The sequence below is a fragment of the Nocardia araoensis NBRC 100135 genome, assembly GCF_000308435.1.
Lineage (GTDB): Bacteria > Actinomycetota > Actinomycetes > Mycobacteriales > Mycobacteriaceae > Nocardia > Nocardia araoensis.
This window is the reverse complement of record NZ_BAFR01000215.1, coordinates 1-18,312: the sequence shown is the minus strand read 5'-3', so window position 1 is coordinate 18,312 and position 18,312 is coordinate 1. Positions and strand designations below refer to the sequence as shown.

Annotated in this window: 19 protein-coding genes; 9 read left to right on the top strand and 10 right to left on the bottom strand. The window is 68.6% G+C overall.

All coding sequences use genetic code 11. The features are described 5' to 3' along the window. From ON21_RS28965 to ON21_RS28945, 5 genes are all read left to right on the top strand, one after another. A partial coding sequence (locus ON21_RS28965; RefSeq protein ID WP_039803071.1) for a Scr1 family TA system antitoxin-like transcriptional regulator occupies positions 1-218 on the top strand: 218 nt, incomplete at its 5' end. After that, positions 215-418: a DUF397 domain-containing protein gene (locus ON21_RS28960; RefSeq protein WP_039803069.1), complete on the top strand. Its 204-nt coding sequence runs from the start codon at positions 215-217 to the stop codon at positions 416-418. The genes ON21_RS28965 and ON21_RS28960, both read left to right, overlap by 4 nt. A gap of 439 nt (positions 419-857) precedes the next feature. Then, entirely contained in the window at positions 858-1,388 is a 531-nt protein-coding gene (locus ON21_RS28955) for a lipoprotein LpqH (RefSeq protein ID WP_039803066.1), read from the top strand. Positions 1,389-1,487: 99 nt separating this feature from the next. Then, positions 1,488-2,288, top strand: coding sequence for a hypothetical protein (locus ON21_RS28950; RefSeq protein ID WP_039803065.1), 801 nt, complete (start codon positions 1,488-1,490; stop codon positions 2,286-2,288). Between the two features lie 193 nt (positions 2,289-2,481). Continuing rightward, complete coding sequence (locus ON21_RS28945) at positions 2,482-4,548, top strand: PhoX family protein (RefSeq protein WP_039803063.1); 2,067 nt, start codon at positions 2,482-2,484, stop codon at positions 4,546-4,548. Between the two features lie 232 nt (positions 4,549-4,780). On the opposite strand, the gene ON21_RS28940 is transcribed toward ON21_RS28945, so the two are convergent. Both ON21_RS28940 and ON21_RS36100 read right to left on the bottom strand, forming a co-directional pair. After that, positions 4,781-5,008, bottom strand: a complete 228-nt coding sequence (locus ON21_RS28940) for a putative antibiotic biosynthesis monooxygenase (protein ID WP_051021448.1) — start codon at positions 5,006-5,008, stop codon at positions 4,781-4,783. After that, the gene (locus tag ON21_RS36100) at positions 5,005-5,592 is read right to left on the bottom strand and encodes an RBBP9/YdeN family alpha/beta hydrolase (RefSeq protein WP_051021447.1); all 588 of its coding nucleotides are present in this window, start codon (positions 5,590-5,592) and stop codon (positions 5,005-5,007) included. The genes ON21_RS28940 and ON21_RS36100 overlap by 4 nt, the downstream gene beginning before the upstream one ends. A gap of 82 nt (positions 5,593-5,674) precedes the next feature. Between ON21_RS36100 and ON21_RS28930 the strand changes: the two genes are divergently transcribed. Further along, positions 5,675-6,268, top strand: coding sequence for a TetR/AcrR family transcriptional regulator (locus ON21_RS28930; protein ID WP_039803061.1), 594 nt, complete (start codon positions 5,675-5,677; stop codon positions 6,266-6,268). A 38-nt stretch (positions 6,269-6,306) separates the two neighbouring features. Here the strand turns inward: ON21_RS28930 and ON21_RS28925 are convergent, their stop codons facing one another. Further along, on the bottom strand, positions 6,307-7,044 hold the full coding sequence (locus ON21_RS28925; RefSeq protein WP_039803058.1) for a glycoside hydrolase family 25 protein: 738 nt from the start codon (positions 7,042-7,044) through the stop codon (positions 6,307-6,309). Positions 7,045-7,117: 73 nt separating this feature from the next. Continuing rightward, the gene (gene ggh, locus ON21_RS28920) at positions 7,118-8,455 is read right to left on the bottom strand and encodes a glucosylglycerate hydrolase (RefSeq protein WP_039803056.1); all 1,338 of its coding nucleotides are present in this window, start codon (positions 8,453-8,455) and stop codon (positions 7,118-7,120) included. Between the two features lie 229 nt (positions 8,456-8,684). Here ggh and ON21_RS28915 point away from each other — a divergent pair, with 229 nt between their 5' ends. Continuing rightward, a complete protein-coding gene (locus ON21_RS28915; protein ID WP_039803054.1) occupies positions 8,685-9,374 on the top strand; it encodes an SDR family oxidoreductase in 690 nt (229 codons plus the stop codon). Between the two features lie 400 nt (positions 9,375-9,774). Next, positions 9,775-10,548 (top strand): polysaccharide deacetylase family protein, encoded by a 774-nt coding sequence (locus ON21_RS28910; protein ID WP_039803052.1) that lies wholly within the window; start codon positions 9,775-9,777, stop codon positions 10,546-10,548. 7 nt (positions 10,549-10,555) lie between these two features. Here ON21_RS28910 and leuS read toward each other — a convergent pair whose 3' ends face one another. Beyond that, positions 10,556-13,402: a leucine--tRNA ligase gene (leuS, locus tag ON21_RS28905; RefSeq protein ID WP_039803050.1), complete on the bottom strand. Its 2,847-nt coding sequence runs from the start codon at positions 13,400-13,402 to the stop codon at positions 10,556-10,558. A 163-nt stretch (positions 13,403-13,565) separates the two neighbouring features. Here leuS and ON21_RS28900 point away from each other — a divergent pair, with 163 nt between their 5' ends. Then, positions 13,566-13,973, top strand: coding sequence for an SdpI family protein (locus tag ON21_RS28900; protein WP_039803049.1), 408 nt, complete (start codon positions 13,566-13,568; stop codon positions 13,971-13,973). Position 13,974: 1 nt separating this feature from the next. Here the strand turns inward: ON21_RS28900 and ON21_RS28895 are convergent, their stop codons facing one another. The 5 genes from ON21_RS28895 to ON21_RS28875 form a co-directional block, all read right to left on the bottom strand. Next, positions 13,975-14,355 (bottom strand): cupin domain-containing protein, encoded by a 381-nt coding sequence (locus ON21_RS28895; RefSeq protein WP_039803047.1) that lies wholly within the window; start codon positions 14,353-14,355, stop codon positions 13,975-13,977. A gap of 46 nt (positions 14,356-14,401) precedes the next feature. Continuing rightward, complete coding sequence (locus ON21_RS28890; RefSeq protein WP_051021446.1) at positions 14,402-15,442, bottom strand: aminotransferase class I/II-fold pyridoxal phosphate-dependent enzyme; 1,041 nt, start codon at positions 15,440-15,442, stop codon at positions 14,402-14,404. Then, positions 15,439-16,452: a 3-oxoacyl-ACP synthase III family protein gene (locus ON21_RS28885; RefSeq protein ID WP_039803074.1), complete on the bottom strand. Its 1,014-nt coding sequence runs from the start codon at positions 16,450-16,452 to the stop codon at positions 15,439-15,441. Before ON21_RS28885 ends, ON21_RS28890 begins: the two co-directional genes overlap by 4 nt. A 28-nt stretch (positions 16,453-16,480) precedes the next feature. Continuing rightward, the gene (locus tag ON21_RS28880) at positions 16,481-17,140 is read right to left on the bottom strand and encodes an SRPBCC family protein (RefSeq protein ID WP_039803045.1); all 660 of its coding nucleotides are present in this window, start codon (positions 17,138-17,140) and stop codon (positions 16,481-16,483) included. A 46-nt stretch (positions 17,141-17,186) separates the two neighbouring features. Further along, the coding region (locus ON21_RS28875) for a thiamine pyrophosphate-dependent enzyme (RefSeq protein WP_051021445.1) at positions 17,187-18,312 on the bottom strand (1,126 nt) is incomplete at its 5' end.

Here is an 18,312-nt window from a genome sequence, read left to right as displayed (position 1 = left end):
ATTCCTTCGTCCTGCTCGAGTTCCCGCGTCACTCCACTGCAGACCTGACCATGCCGCCGGTGGTCTACATCCAAGGCTTCCTCGGCGACCTGTACCTTGAGAAATCAGACGAGGTACGGCAGTACCGTCAAGTCTCCGACGAGCTGGACCGCCTGGCACTGGACCAGGCAACTAGCCGAAATCTCGTCCTCCAGGTTGCGAAGGAGTATGCACGGTGAACGTTGATCTATCCGGCGCGGTGTGGTTCAAGAGCACCCGCAGCGGGACCAAGGATTGTGTCGAGGTCGCGCACCTCGACGCGGGCATGGTCGGCGTCCGTGACTCGAAGAATCCGACCGGCCCAGCGTTGGTGTTCACCCCCGGCGAGTGGGACGCGTTCACCGCTGGCGTGAACGACGGCGAGTTCAAGCGCCCGTAGTAGCAATTACCCCGGCCCGGTCCGCTGTCCTGGATGGACAGGGACCGGGCCGTTTTGTTGTGTCTGTCGAGTGAACCCCGAGGGTCGGCCGGAACGGACCGGCCCCTCTCAGGGCCGAACCACCCTGGCGACCGAGGCACCCGACAGCCGGTAGCCGTAACACCGCACGCATCAAGGTCAGCGGCATGGTGGAGACCTCTTCTCGCGAAATGCCACAGCCATGTGCCGCTCGTCAGCACCGCCAGGTGGCCTGGTGCCGTCGCGTTCGAGGACGGCTGGTCCGGAGTTGCATGGGAGCGCAGGTCCTCTACCAGCGGGAATGCGGAAAACCTGGGATCGGTAGGCGGCGAATCGTTCCTACCTTTTTCTCAACGGCCCAACAGGAGGGCCGGAGAACAGGACCAGGGGCGCCGCCCCTCGAACGACAAGGACACAGATCATGAACACCACTTCGCTCCGCATCGCCGCCGCCGCTTTCGCCGCCACCGCCGCGGTGGCCGTGCTCACCGGATGCGGTGACAGCAAGGGCAGTTCGCCCGCCGCGCCCGCGCCGTCCTCGGCGCAGCCTGTCGCCCCGGCGGGGAAGTCGGTCGCTTCGGTCGACGGCAAGGCCTTCGACGCGAAGTTCGACACCACCTGTGCCAAGCAGGGCGGCACCCTGGCGCTCGCGCTGACCGACACCGCGAACTCCGCCTACGGCAACCTCTCGGTGAGCGCGACCATCACCGACGCGAACACGGTGCAGGCGGTCGCGATCGCGGGCAGCAAGGGCGGCGACAACGGCCTGCCCTACGCGGTGGGCTTCGGCAACGGCATGCCGGGCGGCTCCGCCAAGGTGGTCAAGGACGGCAACACCTACAAGGTCACCGGCGAGGGCGTGGGCGCCCCCGACCTGACCAACCCGCTGGCCGGGCCGAAGACGTCGAAGTTCGACATCACCTTCGCCTGCACGTCCATCGTCGGCGCCTGATCGCCGCATGCACCCGATCCGCCCCCGTCATCCCAGCTCACCCGGGATGACGGGGCGCGCGGCGAATCCCGAAACCTCGCACCCCGCAAAGGAAATGTCATGAAGAACATCCGTCTGATCGCCCTCGCTCTCGGCGCTGCGGCGATCGGCTACTACGTCTACCACGCCGTCACCTACGTCCCGACCAGCGAATGGGAGCCCGCCGGAATGGGTTGGCTCGGTTTCGAGATGGCGCTGCCGATCATCGCGCTCACCCTGGTCCCCATGGTCTTCGCGTTCACCGGCGAAGGCATCATGAGCGCGCTCACCGGCCGCAACAGCGCGGAGTTCCGCGACGGGCTCACCGGTCTCGGCACCGTCCGATCGGTGCGGCAGACCGGCGTCACCGTCAACGACCAGCCGCAGGTCCACGTGGAGTTCAGCGTGGAAGGCGCGGACGGCAAGATCTTCCACTCCTCCGCGAGGATGATCGTGCCGCTCACCGAACTGGCTCTGCTGCGGAGCGGGGTGGTGCTGCCCGTGCGCTACCTGCCGGGCCGGACCGACAAGGTCGAGGTCGACCTGTCCGGCGATACCTCCGCCGCGCAGCGGGCGATGAACGAGTCCCTGATCCGCAAGGGCATCACCACGCGGCACAAGCTCGACATCGCCGAGCGCGGCATCGCCACCCAGGCGGTGGTGCAGTCGCTGTCGGTCACCGGCAACATCCGCGACGGCCACTCGGAGGTCGGGCTCGGTCTGGTGGTCACCCGGCCCGACGGGTCGAGTTTCTTTACCGAAGTGACGAAGTTCCTCGCGCCGGCCAGCGTCGGCCAGGTGCAGGTGGGCCGGGTCGTGCGGGCGCACTACCTGCCCGAGAACGAGAGCGAGGTCGTCATCGCCCTTCCGGTGAACGCCTGATGGGGGGAGCCGCCTTTCGACACCCGAGCCGCGTCGATTCGAGATCATCGAGTCGGCGCGGCATTCGTTGTTCCCAGCTCTGGCGGTCCGGCAATTTGAGGGTTACCTAATTGGGCGGTTGTTCACTTTGCCGTCCCTTCCGGATTGTCCGGATGGTTTACCGTGCGGCCATCGGCCCAACCCAGGAGTCACCGTGAGTCTTCAGCCACTCGCCCTTTTCGTGAAGCACGACGGACAGTCGTCGCGCGCTGCCGTGACCTGTGAGTACAAGTGCGCGAACGCGTGCTTCCACGAGGCGCCGAACACCTCTTCCGGCGCCTACTTCGGTGACATCGTCAGCTCGCTGAACCGGCGCGGATTGATCAAGGGCGGGGCGGCCGCCGTGCTCGCCGTTGGCGCGGGCAGTGTCCTCGCGGCCTGCGGTGACGACAGCGAGCCGACCACCGTGGGGTCCACCTCGCCCGCGGGGCCGCCCGGAACCGGCACTGACTTCGCCGCCGTCGCGCCGAACAAGGAAGACGCCGTGGTGATCCCGGACGGCTACGAACAATCCGTCGTGATCCGCTGGGGCGATCCGCTGTTCCCGGACGCGCCCGCCTTCGATTTCGACAAGCAGACCGCCGCCGCGCAGGCCAAGCAGTTCGGCTACAACAACGACTTCGCCGCCCTGCTGCCGATCGAGGGCCAGGCCAACGGCTACCTGCTTGTGGTCAATCACGAGTACACCACCAGCCCCCACATGTTCCGCGGCTACAACAAGGACGCGCCGACCGACGAGCAGATCGCGGTCACCATGGCCGCGCACGGCTTGACCGTGGTCGAGGTCAAAGGTGAATCCGGTTCCGGCAAGCTCGTTCCCGCCTTCGGCAAGTACAACCGCCGGATCACCGCGACCACCGAGTTCAAGCTGACCGGTCCGGCCGCGGGCAGCGACTTCGTGAAGACCTCGGCCGACCCGACCGGCACCAAGGTGCTCGGCACCTTCGCCAACTGCTCCGGCGGCCTGACGCCATGGGGCACCGTGCTGTCCGGCGAGGAGAACTTCCACGGCTATTTCGCCAACGCGGACAAGGTGACCGACCCGGCCGCCGCCCCCCGGCTGAAGCGCTACGGTTTCGCGGCGGGCAAGACCACCAACCTGTGGGAGCGCGCGGACAAGCGTTTCGATCTGGCGCAGGAACCCAACGAGGCCAACCGTTTCGGGTACGTCGTCGAGGTCGATCCGTGGGATCCGAACTCGACGCCGATCAAGCACACCGCGATGGGCCGGGTGAAGCACGAGGCCGCCACCATCTATGTCACGAAGAACGGCGACGTCGTCTCCTACACCGGTGACGACGAGAAGTTCGAATACATGTACAAGTTCGTGTCCTCGCGCAAGATCCAGCCGGGCACCGGCGCGGCGAGCATGCGGCACAACCTGACCATCCTGGACGCGGGCACGCTGTATGTCGCCAAGCTCGCGGGCGATCACGCGGACAAGATCGACGGCACCGGAGCCAAGCCGTCCGACAAGGGCTTCACCGGCACCGGCCAGTGGATCCCGCTGCTGGAGACCGGCGCGGACGGCAAGGGCAAGTCGCTGGTCGAGGGCATGAGCGCGGAAGAGGTCGCGGTCTTCACCCGCCTCGCGGCCGACAAGGTGGGCGCCACCAAGATGGACCGCCCGGAGGACTTCGAGGCCAACCCCTACACCGGCAAGGTGTACGTCGCGCTGACCAACAACGACAATCGCGGCGCGGAAGGCAAGCAGGGTCCGGACGAGGCGAACCCGCGCAAGCTGAACAAGAACGGCCAGATCCTGGAGATCGACGACAACCACACCGGCACCACGTTCACCTGGTCGCTGCTGCTGGTCTGCGGCGATCCCGCGGCGGCCGACACCTACTTCGCCGGTTACGACAAGTCCAAGGTCAGCCCGATCTCCTGCCCGGACAACCTGGCCTTCGATCCGTACGGCAACCTGTGGGTCGCCACCGACGGCAACGCGCTGAAGTCGAACGACGGATTGTTCTCCGTGGTGCTCGACGGCCCGAACCGCGGCCAGACCAAGCAGTTCCTCACCGTCCCGCGCGGTGCGGAGACCTGCGGTCCGGTGGTCAGCGAGGCCCGGGTCATGGTGTGCGTGCAGCATCCGGGCGAGGCCGACGACGCCACTCCGGAGAACCCGTTGTCGCACTGGCCCGACGGCGGCACGGCCCAGCCTCGCCCCTCGGTCGTGGCGGTTTGGAAGAAGGCCGGCGGCCGCATCGGGGTCTGATACCGCAGCCGCGGCACGACCGGCCCCCTGCAACCACGGCCACCCTCCGCGGCTCTCCCCAGGAGTGGAGCTGCTACCCGACTGGGCGGGTAGCGGCTCCACTCTTCTGCCCGGGTCGACGCCCGCCTGGCCACACCATGCACACACGCCTCGGGAAAGGTAGTGGCGGCAATCTACCGCCCCGTGTGTCACACCAGGTGGCCGTGCCTCGGCGTTACTTCCCGACGCCGCTTCATCCGCCCAGCCAACCGGCGAAGCGGCGGGTGAGGAACGGCATCACAACCCAGACCATGGCGGCCACGGCGATGGGAACGATGACGGCCAGCCGGAGCGCGGGCGGCAGCTGCTCGAGCTGCGGGGCGGTGGCAGTCACCAGGAGGACGAGCAGGGGATACAGGCCGACGACGGTCAGCAGCCAGATCTTCCATTTGGTCGGGCCGGTACCGGTTTCGGCGGTCACGCGCCGGCCGCCAGGATGTCGGTGACGAGGCGGACCGCCTCCGGAAGTTCGATGTGGTCCTCGGGGTAGTCGCCCAGATGCCGTCCGCCGGGAAGGACGACAGCGGTGGCGCCGAGGTTGCGGACCAGCAGGCCGACGTGTTCGACGGGGTCGGGGATGTTGACCGGGTCGTCGATTGCGGAGAGGACGCGGAACTCGTTGGCGGCATTGCGAATTCGATCCCAATCGAAGGGTTGCTCGAAGAACTCCGCCAATTCGGCGTATCCGACTTCGTGGGCGGCGGTGGATACCAGGACCGCCCCCGCGAAGCGGCCATGTGCGTCGGGATCGTGCTGTTCGAGCATGCGGAGTACGTTGACGCCGCCGAGGCTGTGGCCGATTACGACCGTGTCGCGGGCTGGGCCGGCCTCGGAAGCTGCCACCGCCAGGGTCTTTCGCCACGGGTCGAGGCGGGGTGCGCTGGGGTCGGGGAGGTTCGGGACGACCACTGTGTGGCCGAGCGCTGTCAGCTCCGCGGACAAGTAGGGGAACCACACGCTGTCGCCGGCCGCGTTGTAGCCGTGGGAGACGATGATCGTGCTCATCGGATTGTCACCTCTGACTCGATTAATCGAAACGCTCCGTAGCGTTTCGATTAAAAGGTAGCAGACCGATACACTCGGCGCCATGACAATCGGTCGGACCGGCGGACGGCAGCGCAGCAGTTCCGCGCGACAGGCCGTCCTGTGCGCGACCGCCGAAATCCTGGAGGAACAGGGCTACGGCAAGATCACCATCGAAGGTGTCGCCGCGCGCTCCGGCGTGGCCAAGAGCACGATTTATCGCTGGTGGAAATCCAAGCCTGCGCTGGTGATGGAGGCCCAGGCCGAGGCGGTCGCGCAGCGTATGCCGGAACCCGATGCCGGATCCGTCGAGGCCGACCTGATCGCCTTCGCCGCCGCACTGTATCGCGTCGTCGAGTTCCCGCTCCGCGTCGAGGCGCTGCGCGGCATGATGGCCGAGGCCCAGCTCGACCCGGATTTCGCCGGTCATTTCCGCGAATGGGTGCAATCACGCCGAAAAGTGGTGTCCGACATTTTCTCTCGCGGCGTGGCCCGTGGCGAACTCGCCGCCGACCTCGACCTCGACCACGCCACCGACCTGATCTTCGGCCCCTTCTGGTACCGCCTGCTCGTCGCCCATGCCCCGCTCGACCCCGCCGACGCCCCCCGGCACATCACCCGCCTCCTCGCCGGCCTCCGCCGCCCCTCTGTCGGCTGAAACCCGGAGGGAAGGTGTGTCGGTCGGTCGATGAAGGCCTACCCACTGCCGGTGCCGCTCATGTTGGCGTAACCGGCGAAATCGCCTTGGGCGCCGCTGTAGACGTTGAGGTCGACGCGGCCCGCGATGCCCGGGATGGTGCCGCTGCTGGTGGTCTGCCAGAACGACCAGGTGTTCCAGCCGCCGGGGACCTCGGGTTGGGGATTGCCGCGATAGTCGGCGATCCACAGCGGGTACTCGGCGAACTCGCTGGTGTCGGCCATCGCGGTGCGCCAGAACACGGGATATGTGTAGACGATCGGGACGCGGCCGGTGAGCGCTTCCACGGTGTTCAGGTAGCGGCGGGTCCAGTCGATCAGGGCCGCCGGGCCGAGACCGCCGGTGGTCTCCAGGTCCAGCACCGGCGGCAGATCCAGCGGTCCGTTCTGTCCCAGCACCACCGCCGCGTACAGCGCGGCTTGTGGTTCGGGCGGCAGGTTCGGCCTGGCGTAGTGGTAGGTGCCACGAGCCAGTCCGGCCGCGCGCATCAGCAGACTGTCGGGCACGAAGTACGGGTTGATGTAGTTGAGCCCCTCGGTGGCCTTGACCATCGCGAAGTTGTGCCCGGCGCGCTTGACCGCGAACCAGTCGATCAGCTCTCCGTCCGTGTGCTGCCACGAAGAGACGTCCGGACCGGTCGGCGCGGCGTCCGCGGGTAGCGTGGCGACGAGAATGCCGGACAGCGTGATCAGTGACAGCGCCGCGGCACGGCGAGTGGTCGACCTCCAGATGTCCATGCCGGAGGACGATAGCCACTCGCTCTGATGGTTACCAGTGTGACGCCTGGGGTGTCAGATGTGTTCTGAGCTTTCACCCCAGCCAATCCAGCACCGACGCCGCCGTCCACGACTGCTGCATGCTGCCGAGCGGTTCGCCGGTGAACGGCTCGTAGTACTCGGCGAAGCTGCCGTCGCTGGCCTGCCGCAGGCCTTCGGCGCGCAGCATGAACGAGCGCTCGGCCCAGCCGCGCCGGGCGAAGACCCAGGAGAACAGCCAGCTCATCACCGGCCACACCGGTCCACGCCAATACTCGCGGGAACGGAAGTCCTTGGACACCGGCGAGGTCGAGGGCGGCAGCGCGTAGCGCAGATCCGGATGGCCACAGAAACGCGGACCCTCGAACAGGCGCAACAGGGCGCGCTCGGTGTCGCGGGGAAGGCCGCCACACAGCAGCGGAGCGAACATCGAGAGCGTCTCGGTGTTGATCCACCGCTGCAACCGCACGTCGAAGTCGCGGGCCGCGCCGGTGCGGGCGTCGGTCGTCGCGACGACGCCTGCGCGGAAACGGTCGGCCCAGGCGTAGAGATCGCGCACGTCGGCGTGCGGCTGCTTGTACTCCTCGCCGATATTGGCCAGCACCTCGCAGGCCAGCGAGAAGATCCCGGTGACGAACACGTCCTCGACGGCGAAGCTCATGGTCGAGGCGAGCTGGTAATCGTCGTAGCCCGCCCGGCGCATCTGCTCGACCAGCCACAGGTAGCGGTCGTACTCGCGGTCGGTGGGGCGCTGGGTCGGATCGGAGACCACCAGCACGTCTTCGCGGCGATAGGGCGGCAGGTCGCCGGGGATCACGTGCGCATAGGCGCGGTCCCAGCGCGGCGAGTTGTCCATTCCGGACTCCCAGCCGTGATACAGCGTGATACGGCCGGTCTCCTTGGGATCGCGGGCGTGCGCCAGCCACCGGTGCCAGCGCACCAGATCCGGCCAGCGCCGGTTGAGGAACTCCTCGGCCACGGACCTGGTGCTGCGGCCGTGCCTGCGGGAATGATCCAGGATCCGCTGGACCGCGATGGCGTGCACGGGCGGCTGGGTGATCCCCGAGGTGTCCGGGCCGTCCGGCGCGTTGGCCGCCAGTTTGCGGCATTCCCAGCGCGCCGGGCCGGGGAAGTATCCGTCGACGCCGTTGGCGAAGACGATGTGCGGGATCATGCCGTTCTTCCACTGCGCGGACAGCAGGGTGTCCAGCTCGACCACGGCCCGCTCCACGCTCAGCGGCGCGAGCCCGACCGCGACGAACGCCGCGTCCCAGCTCCACATGTGCGGGTACAGCCGGGGCGCCGCGCTGGTCATCGTGCCCAGGTCGTTGCCGCGCAGCAGGTAGCTGGCGCGTGCCGCGAGCTGGGTGGGGGTGAAGCCCGGATGTGCCATCCCCCTATTCTGCGATGTCACCGGCAGATATGCCCGCTCAGCGGTGTCCGTTTCGTCCCCATCCGATCGGCCCGTGGCCGGTTCGTGTTCGGCGGTTCTCACTTTCGCATGCCCCGTCCGTCTTTTCGCTGCTCGAGATTCTCACCCCGATCCAGCCTGCATCGCTAGTCGTTCGTCCAGTGCTACGGGTTTTTACGCCTTCTTCACCCTGCCGGTTACGGTGGGGCCCATGACTTCCGCCGCGACCACGAAACCGACCGCGTTGATCACCGGCGCCAGTCGCGGCCTCGGCGCCGCGATCGCCAGGGAGCTCGCGCCGACGCACGACCTGCTGCTCGGCGCGCGATCGGCGCAGTCGCTGCGCGGCATCCTGGCGGAGTTGCCCGCCGCGCAGGGCTGGCCGGTCGAGTTGACCGACTACGCCGCGCTCGCCGCGGCGGTCGCGCCGATCCGGAGCCTGGATGTGCTGGTGCACAACGCGGGCATCGCCGATCTCGGCACGATCGCGGAGTCCACCGTCGAGCAGTGGCGAAACACCTTGGAAGCCAATGTTATCGCGGTCGCCGAACTCACCCGGCTGCTGCTGCCCGCGCTGCGGGCGGGCCGGGGTCACGTGGTGCTGATCAACTCGGGTGCCGGGCTGCGCGCCAACGCGGGCTGGGCCTCCTACGCCGCGAGCAAGTTCGGCCTGCGCGCCTTCGGCGACGCGTTGCGCCAGGAAGAACCGGACCTGCGAGTGACCTCGATCCATCCGGGTCGCATCGACACCGACATGCAGCGGGCGATCATCGCGGGCGAGGGGCGCGAGTACCGGGCCGAGGACTTCCTCACGCCGGAGACCGTGGCGTATACGGTCCGAAGCGCCATCGACACCCCCCGTGACGCGCACCCCACCGAGATCGTCCTCCGACCGTACTGACGTCGCAACGCAGTACGCCGCCACCGCGAGTGGTTCTGCGTCGACGGCCGGGGCTCGCCGACTCGGTGGTCACCGGGTAGAGGTCGGCGCTATGCGCCTGCGGCGCAACCCGCGAGTGGCACACGGTTGCGGCAGAACGCGAGAACGCCCCACAACCATGTGCCACTCGTGAGCCGGACGGCCGGACCGCGCATCCGACTGTCGGCGGATGCAGGTGGCCACCGGCATGGTGATGCGCTGACGGCTCACCGCCGTGCTCTCGCCCCGGTGATTCGCCCGGACGACCACGGGGGTTCAGGTTCCCGTCAAGTTCGCTGGTTAGCGTCCGGCCCCGTCCCCGAGGGTTCGTCGCGGGGAGGTTCGAGCGAGCAAGAGGGATCGGGTTGTGGACAGACGTCGCATGCTGGCGTTGCTGACAGCGGGCGCGGCGGTCGCGCTGACCGGTTGTGCGGTGGCCGAGGGCGACCCGATCGACAGCGGTTCCGCGGGCGGCGTGCCACGGCCGCCCGCGCCGCCGTTGCTGCCGCCACCGCCCGGCGGGCCGAAGACGCCGATCCCGGCGGGCACGATCACCGCGTTGCCGGGGCCGGGCAGCAGCATGGCGCTCACCGTGGACGACGGAGCCAGCCCCGAGGTCGTCGGCGCCTACATCCGATTCGCCAGGGACACCGGCGCGCGGTTCACCTTCTTCGTGACCGCCTACTACGACTCCTGGACGATCCACCGAGATGCGTTGCGTCCCTTGGTCGAATCGGGGCAGATCCAGCTCGGCAACCACACTTGGGACCACCCTGACCTGACCAAGTTGTCGTCGAAGGCGGTCGCCGCGCAACTGGAGCAGGCGAAGACCTACCTGCGCCGGAACTTCGGGGTGGACGGCACCCCGTACTTCCGGCCGCCGTTCGGCAGGCACAACGCCACCGTCGACCGGGTGGCCGCCGACCTCGGCTACACCGTGCCCACCATGTGGTACGGCTCACTGTCCGATTCCGGTGTGATCACCGAGGAGTACCTGATCGAATGCGCGCGGCAGTACTTCCAGCCGCAGACGATCGTCATCGGACACGCCAACGCGCCCGCGGTCACCCACTGCTACGGACAGCTGGTCGACATCATCAAGGAGCGCAACCTGTCCATGGTCACGCTCGACGACGTGCTGCTCCCGCCACGCTGACCCGCCGTCAGGCGACGATGTTCACCAGGCGTCCCGGCACCACGATCAGCTTGCGCGGCGGCTTTCCGTCGAGCAGCGCGGCGATCTTCTCGTCGGCCAGCGCGGCCGCCTCGATCGCGGCGTTGTCCGCGTCGGCCGCCACCTGAATCCGGCTGCGCACCTTGCCGTTCACCTGGATCGGGTACTCCACCGACTCCTGCACCAGCAGTGCCGGGTCGGCGACCGGGAAGGGGCCGTGCGCCAGCGAGGCGGTGTGGCCCAGGCGGTCCCACAGTTCCTCGGCGATGTGCGGGGCCAGCGGCGCCAGCATCAGCACCAGCGGCTCCACCACCGAGCGCGGCGCGCCGTCCGGGTAGCTCTTGGTCAGGTGGTTGGTCAGTTCGATCAGCTTGGCGCCCGCCGTGTTGTCGCGCAGCGCGGCGAAATCCTCGTCCACGCCCGCGATGGTCCGGTGCAGCAGGCGCAGCGTCTCCTCGCTCGGGGCGGCGTCGGTGACCCGCACCGCGCCGGTCTCCTCGTTCACCACCAGACGCCAGACGCGCTGCAGGAACCGGTGCGCGCCGACGACGTCCTTGGTCGCCCAGGGGCGCGAGGTGTCCAGCGGACCCATCGCCATCTCGTAGAAGCGGAAGGTGTCGGCGCCGTACAGATCGCACATCTCGTCCGGGGAGATGGCGTTCTTCAGCGACTTGCCGATCTTGCCGTACTCCTGGCGCACCTGGATCTCGGCGCCGGTGGCGTCGGTCCAGAAGAACTTGCCGTCGCGCTCGACCACCTCGGCGGCGGGCACGTACGCGCCGCGCTCGTCGGTGTAGGCGTGCGCCTGGATGTAGCCCTGGTTGAACAGCCGCCGGTACGGCTCGCTCGCGGACACGTCACCCAGGTCGAACAGCACCTTCTGCCAGAACCGGGCATACAGCAGATGCAGCACCGCGTGCTCGACGCCGCCGACGTACAGGTCGACGCCGCCCGGATCGTCCGGCCCGCCGACCTCGGCGCGCGGGCCCAGCCAGTACGCCTCGTTCTCCTTGGCGCAGAACGCCTGGGTGTTCGTCGGGTCGGTGTAGCGGAGCTCGTACCAGGAACTGCCCGCCCACTGCGGCATGACATTGGTGTCGCGGCGGTAGCGCTTGAGCCCGTCGCCGAGATCCAGCTCGACTTCCACCCAGTCGGCGGCCTTGGCCAGCGGCGGGGAGGGTTCGGAATTCGCGTCGTCCGGATCGAAGGTCACCGGTGCGAAATCGTCCAGCTCCGGCAGCAACACCGGCAGCATGGATTCCGGCAGCGCGTGGGGTGCGCCCTGCTCGTCGTACACGATCGGGAACGGCTCGCCCCAGTAGCGCTGGCGCGCGAACAACCAGTCGCGCAGCTTGTATTGGATGGTGCCCTTGCCGTGGCCGTCGGCCTCCAGCCGCGCGATCATCGCCGCTTTGGCCTCCTCGACGGACATGCCGTCGAGGTGATCGGAGTTCACCAGCACGCCTTCGCCCGCGTGCGCGCCCTGCTCCAGATCGCCGCCGCTGATCACCTCGACGATCGGCAGACCCAGGACCGAAGCGAATTCCCAGTCGCGGTGGTCGTGGCCGGGAACGGCCATGATGGCGCCGGTGCCGTAGCCGCTGAGCACGTAGTCGGCGATGAAGATCGGCACGGCCGCGCCGTTGGCCGGGTTGATCGCGTAATTGCCCAGGAAGACGCCGGTCTTCTCCTTGTTCTCCTGACGCTCCAGATCCGACTTCGCCGCGATCGACTTGCGGTAGGCCGCCACGGCCTCGGCCGGTGTCGCGGCGCCCTCGTTGGTCCACCTGGGGTCGGTGCCGGCGGGCCATGCGGCGGCGGTGAGCTTGTCGACCAGCTCGTGCTCCGGCGCGAGCACCACATACGTGGCGCCGAACAGAGTGTCGGGCCGGGTGGTGAAGACCTCGATCTGCTCGCCGTCGGCGTCGAACTTCACCTGCGCGCCACGGGATCGTCCGATCCAGTTGCGCTGCATGGTCTTGACGTTCTCCGGCCAGTCCAACCGGTCCAGGTCGTCGACCAGCCGATCGGAATACGCGGTGATGCGCATCATCCACTGCCGCAAGTGCTTACGGAATACCGGGAAGTTGCCGCGTTCGCTGCGGCCCTCGGCGGTGACCTCCTCGTTGGCCAGCACGGTACCGAGACCGGGGCACCAGTTGACCATCGAATCGGTCTGGTACACCAGGCGATACGAGTCCAGCAGCGCGTTCCGCTCGGCGGGCGGCATCGCGTCCCAGGACTTGCCGTCGGGCACGGCCCGTGCGCCGGAGGCGAACTCGTCCGCCAGCTCGGCGATCGGGCGGGCCCGGTTCAGCCGCGTGTCGTACCAGGCGTTGTAGATCCGCAGGAAGATCCACTGCGTCCAGCGGTAGTACTCCGGATCGGTGGTCGAGAACGACCGGCGCCGGTCGTGACCGAGACCGAGACGGTCCAGCTGGCGCTGCATCGTGGCGATGTTCGACTGGGTGGTGTCGCGCGGGTGCGCGCCGGTCTGCACCGCGTACTGCTCGGCGGGCAGGCCGAACGCGTCGTAGCCCAGGGCGTGCAGCACGTTGCGTCCGTGCATGCGGTGGTAGCGGGCGAAGACGTCCGTGGCGATGTAGCCGAGCGGATGCCCGACGTGCAGGCCCGCGCCAGAGGGGTACGGGAACATGTCCTGGATGAACAGCTTGTCGGGTGGCGTGGGGCCGGCTAGCGGCCCCACCGGGTTCGGCGCATGGAAGGTTCCGCGTTCGTCCCACGTCCGCTGCCACCGGCGCTCGATGCGGCCGGCAAGCTCCGCGTTGTACCGGTGCTCGGGTACATCGCTTTCGGTTGCACGTGTGTCTTGCACGGTCCTGCCTTCTTGTGGTCGCCGATCCCCGACAAACTTCGTCTATCAGGGTAGAACGTCGCGTCGGCAGGACCGAAAATCGGGCTGGCCTGCGGTTGCGGCCGGGTTCGCCGGGCGGCGGCCCGTCGGCGGGCGCGCGGCACCGATGCGCTAGCCTGCATGGGTGTTCGTCGTCGCTCTCGTCCTGTTCGTGCTGGCTGTCGTGGCCGTCACAACCGGAGCACTCGGGCTGACCGGCCGGTTGCCCCGCAATCGTTTCTTCGGGGTCCACACCGAGGCCGCGCTGTCCACGGACGAGACCTTCCGGGTCGCCAACCGGGTCGCCGCTCCCACCTCGATCGCGGCCGGGGCGCTGCTGTTCGCCGGCGGTCTGGTCGGTCTGGTCGCGGGTGGCGTGGTCGCCCTTGTGGTCGCGGCCTGCGCCGCTATCGTCGCGCTGTTCACCCTCGGCGCCGGTGCGAATGCCGCCGCGCAGGCGGCCGAAGCCATCGCTCCGCCGCCGCAGACCGGTGGTTGCGGCAGCTCCTGCGGCGCCTGCTCCCTCCGCGACGCCTGCCAGCCCGCGAGCTGAGTCATCCCGCGTCCGCGCACTCCGGCGGCGGGACGCTGCGGGACAGCGGACTGTCGACCGGCGTGAAGTAGAGCACGCACAGCAGTACCGGCACCGTTCCGAGATTGCGCGCCACGTGCGGGTAGCGCGGCCCGCTCGGTTCCCGGAAGATCCGCAGGCGCCGGTAGGTGACCGGCGCGCAGTCCGCACCGGGATGATCCAGCGTCCCCCGCGCCACCAGGACGAACAACGTCCCGTCGTGGTAGTGCCACCCGCTGCTGCCGCCCGGCTCGATGAGCGTCTGGCGCAGCACGACCGCCCACCGTCGGAAAGCGAACCGGAACAGGACCCGGCTGGCCGTCCCCCGGGCGGGCGGCGCGTTCACCTCGAATTCGGACCACACGCTTCGATCGAACCATCCGCCGCCGCGCCCGGCACGGGTCCTCGCGTCACTCGTGGCGTCCGGCGGTCAGCGCCCGCAGCACCGCTTCGTCGGACGACGGGTCGCCCACGGCGATGCGTGCGCTGCCGTCGGCGTAGGACTTCGCGGCTATGCCCGCGTGCCGCAGCGCCGTGTTCGCACCGGGGCCGGGAACGTACAGGAAGTTCGCGTGGCTTTCCGGTATCGCGAATCCATGCGCCAGTAGTGCGCCACGGAGTGCGTCCCGTCCTTCGGCGATGCGCAGGGTACGTGCGGCGAGTTCGGGTTCAGCGGCGTAGGAGGCGGCGACCGCGGCCACCGCCGCCGCACTCATTCCGAAGGGCAATTGCAGTCTGCCGATCCGCGCGATCAACTCGGTGCGGCCGAAGGCGTAGCCGATGCGCAGCCCGGCCAGGCCGTAGGCCTTCGAAAAAGTGCGCAGCACAACAATATTGGAATGCTTCGCGATCAGCGCGCGCGGGTCGACGTAGGCGGTGGCGCCGAGGAATTCGACGTACGCCTCGTCCAGAACGACCGGAACCCGGCTGGGCACCTCGGAGAGAAATGCCTTCAGCTCGTCGGCCGGGACGACCGTTCCGGTGGGATTGTGCGGACGGCACACCACGATCAGCGCGGTGCGCCGGTCGACGGCCCGCCGCATCGCCCGCAGATCCTGGTTCCCCGCCGGATCCAGCGGCACCGGCACCGCGGTGACGCCGGTCATCTCGGCCATGATCGGATACCCGTCGAACGTCGGCGCGCTGTAGATGATCTCCGCTCCCGGCGTGGTCAGGGTCTGCAGGATCTGCAGTGCCACGCCGGTCGCCCCCGACCCGACCACGACTTGGTCCGCCCGTACACCGAGGTGCTGGGCGATCAGCGTCGGCAGGCGATGCGGCAGGAACTCCGGGTATCGATTGGCCTGAGCCAGCGTCATGTGCACGGCTCGCAGCACCGAAGGCAGCGGCGGGAACGGATTCTCGCTCAGAGCGAGGTCGAAGCGGGGTGGCACCCGGTGCGTCCGGTACCGGTGCGAGGGCCGGGTGCCGTCGACGACGCGCACGCTCATCGCGCGGCTCCCCAGCGGACGGCGGCCGCGCCGGCGAAGTCGCCCGCGTGCGCGAAGGCCGCCATCAGGACCAGCGATCCGTTGGGCAGTCGTCCGGCCCGGTTCTCCGCGTCGAGCGTCACCGGGATGCCCGCGGCGAACAGGTTGCCGCAGGAGTCGAAGGTGTCGGGGTGCCGCTCGGGCGGCAGTTCCAGCGCGTCGTGCCAGTTGCGCAGGAACAGCCGGTTCGGCTGGTTGGTGACGAAGGTGTCGACGTCGCGTCCGGCCACACCGATCCGATCGCACACCGCGAGCGCGACTTCGGGGACCAGCCGATTGCCCCTGGCGAACACCTTGGTGACCTTGGACTCGGTGAAGCTGACGCAGCCCTGGCCCTCGCCCGGCTCCCAGTACTTGCGCTCGCCGTTGGTGGAGAACTCCATGTCTCCGGCGAACTCGGGATAGGTCCGGCATTCGACGTCGAGAATCGGCGCGCTGTCGTCCTTGCGGAGCAGTCCGACGCCGCAGCCGTCGCCGGGCACCGGAGCCTGCGCCAGCTTGCGGATCTCGGTCTGGGTGAACACCGGTCCGGCGCAGTTCTGGGTCGCCGCGATCAGCGCGGTGCGGGCGGGCGTGGTCTGCAGGATCATGCGGGCCATCGCCATCATGTGCACGAACGCCGCGCACCCGCCGTTGTGCACGTCGTAGACGTACGAGGGCTGGATGCCGAGCCGCCGCGCCACCTCGGGCCCGCTGCCGAGCACGGGATTGTCCGGCAGCTGGGTGTGGGTGATCAGGACGTCGACTTCGGCGATCGCGTCGGCGCCGTTGCGTTCGATCAGCGGTGCGACGGCGCGCTCCACCATGTCCACCGCGGTCTCGTCGCGCGCGACGTGGTGGCGGCCCTTGGGCGCGCGGAACATGACGTTCTTCGCCATCCGGTCCGAGCGCGCGAACTGGGTGAAGTACTCGGTGCCGACCGGATCGCCGGGCAGGTAGGAGGCCACGTCGACGAGACTGACCTGAGGCAGATGTTGGTGCGTGGTGGTCACTTGCGTCTCACTTCATCCAGTCGGGCTTGATGGGTAGGCCGTGCGCGGCCCGGTACTCGCAGATGGCTTTGAGGTTGTCCATCTCCAGTTGGTGGCCGGCCGAGAACATCTCCCAGAAGTCGCCTACCCACACCGGCCGGTTCGGCGGAGCGGACTCCGGGTACGGATTGGCGTCGTAGAAGGGGTGCTTGCAGTTCACCCACAGCACCACCGAACCCGGCTTGTGGAACACCAGTTGCGCGTCGACCACGCGCAGCAGGTAGATCATCCACAGGTGCTGGCCCTGGTCCCAGGCGCAGTGGTAGTCGACGGTCATCGCGTCGGGGTTCGCGACGGTGCGGGTGAAGATCTCGGTCTCCGAGCCCAGGCGGTCGTAGGCCAGCCAGAGTCCGGGTTCGTCGGTCTCCACGAACCCGCGCAGGCTGTAGGTCCACTCCTCCAGCGACCTGGTATCGGCGAGGTATTCGTACACCTCACGCGGCGGCGCATCGATGTACGCCTGCACCGGACAGTATTCGCCGTAGATCTGGTCGTGCGGATACACCGACCGCAGCATGTCCATGATGATCGGCGTAGTCGCGTCCTTGTCGGAGTTCTCGATGCGGAGCACGCCGGGCACGGCCTGTTCCGGGATGTCGCTGAGGGCGGGGAGGGAACTGGTGGTCACGGCGATACTCCTTCGGGTGGGCGTCGGCGGGCGCCGCCGCGGGGGGTCATCGAAAATCGCGGGATTGCTCCACGGCGTTAATGAAGGGCAGGAACGGGGGAATCTCGTCGGGATCGCATTCGATCGAAAGAAACGACGGCCCTTCGGTTTCCAGGCAACGTTGAAGCACGGCGGCGAGATCGCCGATGGTCTGCACCGAGAACGCGGGCAGGCCGGGGAACATCGCGGCGATGCCCGCGCCGAGATCGGCCGGGCGGAACCGGTTGAAGCTGTAGCGGTCCCGGTAATACAGCTGCTCCCTGGTCACGCACATGGCGTGCGCGTTGTTGTTCAGCACGACGAAGGTGACCGGCAGGGCGTGCTCGATCGCGGTGTGCAACTCCATGCCGTGCATGTAGAACGAGCCGTCACCGGCGATGACCACCGTCCGCCGGACGCCGTCCGCTCGCGCGTGCCGCGCGAACGCCGACCCGATGCCGGCGCCGAAGGCGTACCCCATCCCGCCCATGCCGAGTGCCACCACGAACCGCCCGTCACGCGGCACCCGCAGGTGGTGCACGACCGACGCGCCGGTGTTGCCGGCGTCGGCGAACACGTCGGTGCCTTCCGGCAATGCGGCGTCGATCGTCTCGACCACCTCCCGGTATCGCAGACCGGGACCCGAGGAGGCGGGCACCCGCAGCGAACTGAGCGGTTGCGCGGCGCGCACACGTTCGGATCCGGTACTGCCGTCGTCCAGTTCGTCGGCGAGCTCGGCGAGCGTTCGCGACAGATCGGTACTGGTCGCGTGGATGGCGGGCAGGAACGGCGGCGCCACGCCGATGCTCGCGACCGTTCTCTCGGCGAGCGCGCTCTCCGAGCCGGCGCGGGCGGTGACCGGCAATCGGGTGCCGACCAGCAGGCACAGGGTCGAGGACCGGATGGCCGCCGCCAGTTCCGGGTGACCCATGGTGCCCGCGACGCCGCGGAAGGCCGGATCGGTGTTGTCGTAGGCGTCCTTCGCGTCCGGCGCGACGCCCACGGCGGCCTCCAAGGCGGTGGCGAGGCGGGCCAGTTCAGCGCGCGCGTCGTCGCGCGCGACCTGATCACCCGCGATGATCACGATCTTCCCGGTGTGCCTTGCCGTGGCGAGGGCGGCGCGTACGCGAGCGAGCCCGGCCCGGTCGGACCGA